General features: G+C 55.7%; 9 protein-coding genes. 4 read left to right on the top strand and 5 right to left on the bottom strand.

The genetic code is table 11. From position 1 onward, the window contains the following. The first annotated feature begins 46 nt into the window (after nt 1-46). Nucleotides 47-1456 (top strand): phosphoglucomutase/phosphomannomutase PgmG, encoded by a 1410-nt coding sequence (gene pgmG / locus WBM93_RS02515; protein ID WP_424427838.1) that lies wholly within the window; start codon nt 47-49, stop codon nt 1454-1456. Between the two features lie 33 nt (nt 1457-1489). Here pgmG and WBM93_RS02520 read toward each other — a convergent pair whose 3' ends face one another. Both WBM93_RS02520 and WBM93_RS02525 read right to left on the bottom strand, forming a co-directional pair. Continuing rightward, nucleotides 1490-1612 carry a hypothetical protein gene (locus tag WBM93_RS02520; RefSeq protein WP_424427846.1) on the bottom strand — a complete coding sequence of 41 codons (123 nt, stop codon included), beginning with the start codon at nt 1610-1612 and terminating at the stop codon, nt 1490-1492. A 26-nt stretch (nt 1613-1638) separates the two neighbouring features. Next, nucleotides 1639-1761: a hypothetical protein gene (locus WBM93_RS02525; RefSeq protein WP_424427848.1), complete on the bottom strand. Its 123-nt coding sequence runs from the start codon at nt 1759-1761 to the stop codon at nt 1639-1641. Between the two features lie 295 nt (nt 1762-2056). On the opposite strand from WBM93_RS02525, the gene WBM93_RS02530 reads away from it, so the two are divergent. Next, nucleotides 2057-2452: a hypothetical protein gene (locus WBM93_RS02530; RefSeq protein ID WP_424427850.1), complete on the top strand. Its 396-nt coding sequence runs from the start codon at nt 2057-2059 to the stop codon at nt 2450-2452. Here WBM93_RS02530 and WBM93_RS02535 read toward each other — a convergent pair. Beyond that, entirely contained in the window at nt 2449-3540 is a 1092-nt protein-coding gene (locus tag WBM93_RS02535) for an AI-2E family transporter (RefSeq protein ID WP_424427852.1), read from the bottom strand. The genes WBM93_RS02530 and WBM93_RS02535 overlap by 4 nt on opposite strands. A 195-nt stretch (nt 3541-3735) precedes the next feature. Here WBM93_RS02535 and WBM93_RS02540 point away from each other — a divergent pair, with 195 nt between their 5' ends. Then, nucleotides 3736-4683: an MBL fold metallo-hydrolase gene (locus WBM93_RS02540; RefSeq protein ID WP_424427854.1), complete on the top strand. Its 948-nt coding sequence runs from the start codon at nt 3736-3738 to the stop codon at nt 4681-4683. Between the two features lie 58 nt (nt 4684-4741). Here WBM93_RS02540 and WBM93_RS02545 read toward each other — a convergent pair whose 3' ends face one another. Both WBM93_RS02545 and WBM93_RS02550 read right to left on the bottom strand, forming a co-directional pair. Further along, nucleotides 4742-5587: a hypothetical protein gene (locus tag WBM93_RS02545; protein WP_424427856.1), complete on the bottom strand. Its 846-nt coding sequence runs from the start codon at nt 5585-5587 to the stop codon at nt 4742-4744. Next, nucleotides 5580-5873 carry a hypothetical protein gene (locus WBM93_RS02550; RefSeq protein ID WP_424427858.1) on the bottom strand — a complete coding sequence of 98 codons (294 nt, stop codon included), beginning with the start codon at nt 5871-5873 and terminating at the stop codon, nt 5580-5582. Before WBM93_RS02550 ends, WBM93_RS02545 begins: the two co-directional genes overlap by 8 nt. Nucleotides 5874-6049: 176 nt before the next feature. Between WBM93_RS02550 and WBM93_RS02555 the strand changes: the two genes are divergently transcribed. Then, the coding region (locus tag WBM93_RS02555; protein WP_424427860.1) for a ligase-associated DNA damage response DEXH box helicase at nt 6050-8160 on the top strand (2111 nt) is incomplete at its 3' end.

Genomic DNA, 8160 nt, shown 5'->3' on the forward strand with positions numbered 1-8160 from the left:
TTTGCCTCCTACAGGTCGGCAAATCCAACAATCCAAGGCTTCCTTCATGACTTCACCATCCACCCACAAGTTCCACCCCTCTTCCTTGCGCGAATATGATATTCGCGGCATCATCGGAGAGACTCTCGGGGCAGACGATGCTTATGCTATCGGGCGGGGTTTCGGGACTTTGATTGCGCGCGATGGCGGCACAGCGGTTGCAACAGGGTTTGACGGCCGCACCAGTTCCCCGATGCTGGAGGATGCGCTTGTTCGCGGACTCAATGACGCCGGAATCAATGCTGTTTCGGTGGGAATGGGGCCCACTCCAATGCTTTATTATGCCGAATCTGTCCTGAATCAGGTCCAGGGCGGTATCATGATTACCGGCAGTCACAATCCGGCCAATTATAACGGCTTCAAAATGGTGTTTCAGGGCCGTCCGTTTTTCGGCGCGGACATTTTGGGTCTTGGCAGCATGGCGTCGCAGGGCGACTGGGATGATGGCACCGGGACGCTGGAACGGATCGACATTATCGATGAATATGTCGAACGCTTGCTGAAAAACTTCACCGGTGGTGCCTATAAGGTCGGCTGGGACTGCGGCAATGGCGCCGCTGGACCGGTGGTCGAGAAACTGACCGGGTTGCTTACAGAGCGCGGCGCGGGAGAACATCATCTGCTTTACACTGATGTCGATGGATCCTTCCCCAATCATCACCCCGACCCCACCGAGGAAAAGAATCTCGCCGATCTGAAGGCATTGGTCGCCGAGAAAGGCCTCGATTTCGGCGTGGCATTTGACGGCGACGGCGACCGTATCGGCGCGATTGACGGCGAAGGCCGGGTGATCTGGGGCGACCAGCTGCTGCAAATTTATGCCGAGGACGTGCTGAAAAGCGTGCCCGGCGCTACGGTCATCGCTGACGTCAAAGCGTCGCAGGCCTTATATGACAGAATCGCCAAACTCGGCGGAAAACCACTGATGTGGAAGACCGGCCATAGTCTGATCAAATCCAAGATGAAGGAAACAGGTTCGCCGCTCGCCGGCGAAATGAGCGGCCATGTGTTTTTCAAACATGATTATTACGGCTTTGACGATGCGCCTTATGCCGCGATCCGGCTGATCCAGGCAGCGACCAATATCGGAAAAAGCGTGACCCAGCTGCGTAGCGATATGGTCGAGATGATCAACACGCCCGAAATGCGCTTTCAGGTTGACGAAAGCCGCAAGTTCGCGGTGATCGATGAAGTGCTTGAGCGGCTGTCGGCGAGCGGCGCGGAAGTGAACAATACCGACGGCGCGCGGGTCAATACCGAAGATGGCTGGTGGCTGCTCCGCGCAAGCAATACGCAGGATGTGCTGGTCGCCCGGGCCGAAGCAAAGTCGCATGATGGCCTTGACCGGCTGATGGCGCAGATTGACGAGCAGCTGGCGCTATCGGGTCTGGAGCGGGGAGAGCAAGCGGGACACTAGTCCCTGACAGCAGATTGCCCCGGCTGAATGTTATCAAATGAACGTCGCGGCGGCGCCATTGGTTCCCGGACCGACCGCAGAGATTAGGAAAATTGCCGAGCAGAACATGGCGGCGATGCCGGCTGCGATTTCCTGACGTAAAGTGAAGCGGGGCATGATATTTTCCTTCGTCTAGATTTCTATTATGCGATCAGCGATGCGCTACTCTGAACAGCTGGTCCGACACTGGCAGCGACGAATACGGCAGCGGAAAAAAGAGCGGCAAAAGCGGCGGCGACCTGGTTCTGGATATTGACGTTCGACATTTTATAATTCCTTCCTGTTTAAATCTGGGCTTCGCGATATTTGTTGGCGAAGATGAGAATAGCTGTGCATGCGCCGTGCCAATTAGATTATATTCATATATTTCAGTATTTTAACCATGAGCCAGTAAATGAATATCTACGCCCAGTCCTGATTAATGGGAAAATGTGCTATTTATTGGCTGCGAAAATTCTGGACTCCGGCTATCCTAGTGGGCCAGCGTACACCGTGGCCAATTGATCCGGGGGCGTGACAAAGTCCGGTGCCGGCTGATAGTGGGTTGCAATGCCGGACAAGATGCCAGAACTGACTCAAGCTGCCTGGGAAGGCCTTCCCGAAGACTTGGCCGAGAAACTCATCCAACTCCGCGAACTGATTTTGGCAACCGCGGACGACAATCCGGCCATCGGCCCGCTCGAGGAAAAGCTCAAATGGGGCGAGTCGGCGTTTCTGACGTCGGCAACCGGATCCGGGACAACCGTGCGGATCAATCGTCACAAAAAGAGCGAAGACAAATATGCTTTCTATGTCCATTGCCAGACCGATCTGATCGAGCGCTACAAGCAGCTGTACGGGGACAGGCTGGTATTTGACGGCCGTCGGGCAGTGGTGTTCGATGTGAAGGATAAGTTACCGATTGATGCCGTCAGCCACTGCATCGCGATGGCCCTGACCTACCATCTGCGAAGCTAGTCTTCAGCCTTGACGATCTCGCCCGGCTCTTGATGCATTTCGGAAAAAATCCCCCAGATCGCAATGAACAATGCCGCGACCAGCGGGCCGATTACGATCCCGTTGATCCCGAACAGCTGCAGTCCACCAAGCGTCGAGATCAGCACGACATAATCGGGCATCCGCGTGTCCCGGCCGACCAGGATCGGACGGACGAGATTGTCAGCCATGCTGATCAGGAACACGCCGCAGAGAACCAGCACGACACCCTGCCAGATATCGCCCGTGACGAACAGAAAGAGGGCAACCGGAACCCATACAAATCCGGTACCAATCGCGGGAATCAGCGAAAACATCCCCATCAATACAGCCCATAACAATGCCCCGCGGATATCAAGTGCCCAAAAAACGACGCCGCCGAGACTACCCTGGATGATCGCGATGATCAGACTGCCCTTGATCGTCGCCCGGATGACAACCAGGAATTTTTCCATCAGAATCTGGCGTTTTTCCTCGCCCAGCGGAATCATCTGTTCGATCCGGCCGGCCAGCGCCCGGCCATCGCGCAGCAGGAAAAAGGTCAGATACATCATGACGCCGAGTCCCAGCAGAAACTGAAAAGCACCCTGACCGACGCTCAGCAGACGGGTGACCAAAAATTCGAGGATGGCGGAAATCGATTGTTCGATCTTCTCCCTGATACCGGCGAAATCGTCATAGCCATAAGCGGCCAGCTGCGCCTGCATCCACTGCGGAAGCGAGGATTCAAACGCCTCGAACACAGCGCCGAAATCTATTTCGCCAGCCTGAATCCGCAGATAAATACTCGCCGCCTCCTGGGCCAGCGCGATGCCGAGCAGGATCGTCGGTACCACGACCAGCAGCAATATAAGGATCAGCGTGATCGCTGCGGCGAGATTGGTCCGGCCGGAGAACACACGCAACAAGCGTTCGTAAACCGGACGGAACAGGACAGCCACCACAACGCCCCAGACAATGGCGCCAAAAAACGGTTCGATCAGCACCGCGAAGGCCAGCGAGACAATTACCAGAAGCGTGATCAAAAAGCCCCATTCGACCCGTTTTTTCGATGCCTCCCGATTGTCCATTCAATATCGCTTTTATTCTGCTTGCTGCCGCAACCGCGTTAAAATCTCTCTGGCGGCGAATACGGGAATATTTCTAAGTCGGCAAGGATCAGACGCACATTGCTGAAATTACAGTCATCCTGTTCGCGGTCCCTGTTCAAATCTTTTCAAAGCTGCAACAATGACCGACAAGCGACATGAAAGGCGGGAGAGACTATGACGGCAATTCCCTTTAAAAAAGGACTGGTCGAGACCGGTGACGGTCTTTACGCCTATCTCCAGCCCGATGGCGGCTGGGGCTGGTCCAATGCGGGCCTGGTTACCGATGGCGGCGAATCCCTGCTCGTCGACACATTGTTCGATGCCAGCCTGACACGGGAGATGCTTGACGTCATGGCAGATGCGGCCGGAGTCGGCGCGGATGATATTGGCGTCATCGTCAACACCCATGCCAATGGCGATCATACCCATGGCAACGGCTGCTGTCACAAGGCCGAGGTGATTGCCTCGGAGGCCAGCGCCCGGGAAATGTCCGAACTGCCGGCCAGCCAGCTTGCCGCAATCATGGAGCAGGCGCGGGCGATGGGGCCGGCAGGGCAGTATCTGGTGGATATTTTTGGCAGTTTTGATTTCACCGATGTTGCGGAAAAGCTGCCGACACAAACATTCAGCGGCGAGCACAGCCTGAAAGTCGGTGACAAGAAGGTCAATCTCATCGAAGTCGGTCCCGCGCATACTGCAGGCGACATACTCGTCCATGTGCCGGGCGACAAAACCGTCTTCACCGGGGACATATTGTTCATCGAAGGCACGCCGATCATGTGGGCGGGGCCGGTTGCCAACTGGATCGCTGCTTGTGACACGATCATAAGTCTGAAGGCCGAAACCATCGTGCCCGGCCATGGTCCGATCACCGATGTCCATGGCGTGCGGCGGGTGCAGGATTATCTGCGCTATATCGATCAGGAAGCACGTAAGCGCTACCACGCGGGCCTGTCGGTGCGCGATGCGGCGCACGACATCCGCCTCGGCGATTTTTCCAGCTGGGGCGACAGCGAACGGATCGCGGTCAATGTCTCGACGCTGTACCGCGAATATTCCGGAGATACGGCGGCGCCGGACGTGGTTCAGCTGTTCGGGTTGATGGCGGAACTGAAGCAATAGCTAGATATTCGAGATATCTCGTCCGGCTTCATGACGTCGCTGGACACCCCGTCCTTGCTCAAGCCGCATTTCCCAGATCGGGACAGACAATTTCAAGTTCAGGGTCGCTCATGAAATTGTCAATATCTCGCTTCCGGTAGTCAATCCAGTTGCCCGAAGCAGAATCGACGGCACTGCTTAGCTTGTCCTTATATCTCCGGTGCAAAACAGAAATCTCGGGAACAGCTTTTTTCCGTTCGCACATTATTTTCAAATCGGTCAGGGCCAGAAAACCAGACACCTGTGAAGGGAAGGGCTTCAATATCTGTTTTGCCGCCGCGACATATCCCTCCGCAACGTCCAGTTTGCCTTGTCGATAGCTAGCATAGGCACGTCCTTCAAGTGCCAGAGCCTTCAGCAACGCCAAATGCTCGGGCGGTGCATTAACGCTCTCCAGCAGCGTTTGCACTTGCTTGTATTTTTCATCAGCAAGATCAAATTTCTCTCTGCTCCGCAACAGCGTTGCCTGCAGCAATTTCTGCAAATATTCGTAATAGGAATCACCCAGAACGTTGTGAATATTGGCACATATCGTCAACGCCAACCCTGCCAGATTGGCACCATTTCTATCACATAAACTTTCTATCAGATCTTTACGTCCAGAATTTTGTTTCAGAAACTGGGTAACTTCTATGACGGAGTCTTCCAAAGCTGCAAATTGACTTTGTTGTCTCGCAATCTTCTCCTGTAGAGTATCGAGGCTCTTTTGCTTTGCCTGCAATTCCAGTTCAACTTCAGCAATCTTGATTTTTCGCTCCGCTAATTCCGACCGCAAATTTGCGTATTGAAAAAAGAGTATTACGGCCAGAGCCATTCCCAAAAACCAGACGATCCCGCTTGCGACAATCCAAAATCGATTACTCACCAGCGCCCCCTAAAGATGGAAATTTGTCCTGTATAGCTTGCCATAAGGATGTTAGGATTTTTGCTTCCTTGAGGCCGACGGCACCGCCAATCACCAAAAAGACGAACCCTACCGCCAAAATTGCATAAAAACTGCCCGGAACGTCGCCCTGCATGGACAGAGTTTTCAAGCACTGCAAATCCGCTTGTTCGCATTCGAAATCAAAAAGGGAAATCAACGCCAAGAGTAAAGCTGATGTACCAATACCGTTGAAGAAAAAGGCTTTAAGTAGAACAGCTATTTCCATTTTCCCTCACCTTGGGCAGATTTGATGCCAGCTTTGCCAACTTAAGCTGTAATGAATATACTAATTTTGAGAAAGTTGCAATCTAACTGGAATCTCTACCAACCCAACTGCTGTCTTTTTGTCAAATTTACTTCGCCCCTTCTGTTACCAATGTTAGGCAGCGCCCAAGAGTTAATATGCCAGATCTCTTTTTTCCTCCGCTATCAAACTGGTTCCGCTCGCGTGGCTGGGCGATACGGCAACATCAACTGGACATGCTCGTGGCCGCACAGGTGGGGCGGCATGCCTTGCTGACGGCACCTACTGGCGCGGGCAAAACGCTCGCCGGTTTCTTGCCGACGCTTGTTGATCTTGTCGAACAAGCGAAATTCGACGGCCTCCACACGCTCTATATTTCGCCGCTCAAGGCGCTCGCGGTGGACGTCCAGCGCAACCTGCTGACCCCGATCGAGGAAATGGATCTGCCGATCACCGTCGAGACGCGCAGCGGCGATACGCCGGCCAATCGCAAGGCGCGCCAGCGGGTCAAACCGCCGCAGATTTTGCTGACTACCCCGGAATCGCTAAACCTGCTGCTCAGCCAGCCAGAGAGTTTCGCCCTGTTCGCCAGTCTCAAGCGAGTGGTGATCGACGAAGTCCATGCCTTTGCCACGGGCAAGCGCGGTGATCTGCTCGCCCTGTCACTGGCGCGGCTACAGAAAATTGCACCCGAAATGCAGCGCGTGGCTTTATCCGCGACGGTTGCCGAGCCTGATGATTTTCGCGCATGGCTTGCCCCCTATGGCGATATTGATTCGGTCACCCATGTCCTTGGTGCTGAGGGTGCGCCCGCCGACCTGTCGATCATGCTGCCGGAAACACCCGAGGGCGATCCTGTGCGCGTGCCCTGGTCCGGCCATGCCGGCGCTTATGCGATCCCGCAGGTGATGGAAGAGATCCGGACCAACCGGATGACTCTGATATTCTGCAACACTCGCTTTCTTGCCGAGCTGACCTTCCAGAAACTGTGGGATATCAACGACGAGACGCTCGCCATCGGCATCCATCATGGCAGCCTGTCCAAGGAAGCGCGGCGCAAGGTCGAGAGCGCCATGGCATCGGGCAGGATGCGCGCCTTGGTCTGCACCGCCTCGCTCGATCTCGGAGTCGACTGGGGCGATATCGATTGCGTCATCCAGATGGGTGCGCCCAAGGGATCGTCGCGCCTGCTCCAGCGCATCGGCCGCGCCAATCACCGGCTGGACGTGTCGTCGAAAGCGCTACTCGTGCCCGGCAACCGCTTTGAATATCTCGAAGCGCAAGCCGCGCTGGATGCGGTGAACGAAGGCAGGCGCGATGGCGAGCCGTTTCGGGCCGGCGGGCTGGATGTGCTCGCCCAACATGTGATGAGCTGTGCCTGCGCAGGGCCGTTTCAGGAGGATGATCTGCTCGACGAGGTGCGCTCCGCCCTGCCCTATAGCGCGTTAAGCAAAGAGCAGTTCGAGCGGGTGCTGAATTTCACCCGCGATGGCGGCTATGCGCTCAAGGCCTATGACAAGTTCAAAAGATTGCGCCGCGACGCGAAGGGCGTCTGGAGCCTGACCCATCCGAAATTTGCCGCGCAGCACCGGCTCAACGCCGGGATCATCGTCGACAGCGCGATGATGAACGTCCGGTTCAAGAACGGCCGTAACCTGGGCAAGGTCGAGGAAGGTTTTGCCGCCATGCTGTCGGTCGGCGACACGTTTTTCTTTGCCGGGCTGAGCCTCGAGCTGATCAGGATGGACAGCAGCGATGTTATCGTACGCGCAGCGAAAAAAGCCGCCATGATCCCCAGCTATGGCGGGGCGAGGCTGCCGTTGACCACCCATTTGTCGGACCGCGTGCGCCGCTTCCTCACCGATCGCGCAGGCTGGGCGCGCTTTCCCGACGATGTCCGTGAATGGCTGGAGATGCAGGACCATCGCTCGGTGATGCCCGAGCCGGGGCAGCTTCTGGTCGAAACCTTTCCCCATAAGAATCTCCATTATATGGCTTGCTACAGTTTCGAAGGCTGGAATGCGCACCAGTCGCTGGGCATGTTGCTGACTCGGAGGATGGAAGATCGCGGCCTCAAGCCCGTCGGCTTTGTCGCCAACGATTATGCGCTGGCCTGCTACAGCGTCGAACCGGTGACCGATCCCGGACCCTTGTTCAGCGCGGACATATTGGAAGACGAGTTCTTCGACTGGGTCGAGGGTTCGCACCTGCTCAAACGCGCGTTCCGCGAAGTCGCCGTGATCAGCGGTCTGGTCGAACGTCAGCATCC

This window comes from Parasphingorhabdus sp., from assembly GCF_049667325.1.
Classification (GTDB): Bacteria; Pseudomonadota; Alphaproteobacteria; order Sphingomonadales; family Sphingomonadaceae; genus Parasphingorhabdus.

Excerpts from the sequence above, each read along its gene's own strand:
- pgmG (WP_424427838.1), top strand. The coding sequence starts at position 47 with ATGACTTCACCATCCACCCACAAGTTCCACCCCTCTTCCTTGCGCGAA.
- WBM93_RS02520 (WP_424427846.1), bottom strand. The coding sequence starts at position 1,612 with ATGCCCCGCTTCACTTTACGTCAGGAAATCGCAGCCGGCATCGCCGCC.
- WBM93_RS02525 (WP_424427848.1), bottom strand. The coding sequence starts at position 1,761 with ATGTCGAACGTCAATATCCAGAACCAGGTCGCCGCCGCTTTTGCCGCT.
- WBM93_RS02530 (WP_424427850.1), top strand. The coding sequence starts at position 2,057 with ATGCCAGAACTGACTCAAGCTGCCTGGGAAGGCCTTCCCGAAGACTTG.
- WBM93_RS02535 (WP_424427852.1), bottom strand. The coding sequence starts at position 3,540 with ATGGACAATCGGGAGGCATCGAAAAAACGGGTCGAATGGGGCTTTTTG.
- WBM93_RS02540 (WP_424427854.1), top strand. The coding sequence starts at position 3,736 with ATGACGGCAATTCCCTTTAAAAAAGGACTGGTCGAGACCGGTGACGGT.
- WBM93_RS02550 (WP_424427858.1), bottom strand. The coding sequence starts at position 5,873 with ATGGAAATAGCTGTTCTACTTAAAGCCTTTTTCTTCAACGGTATTGGT.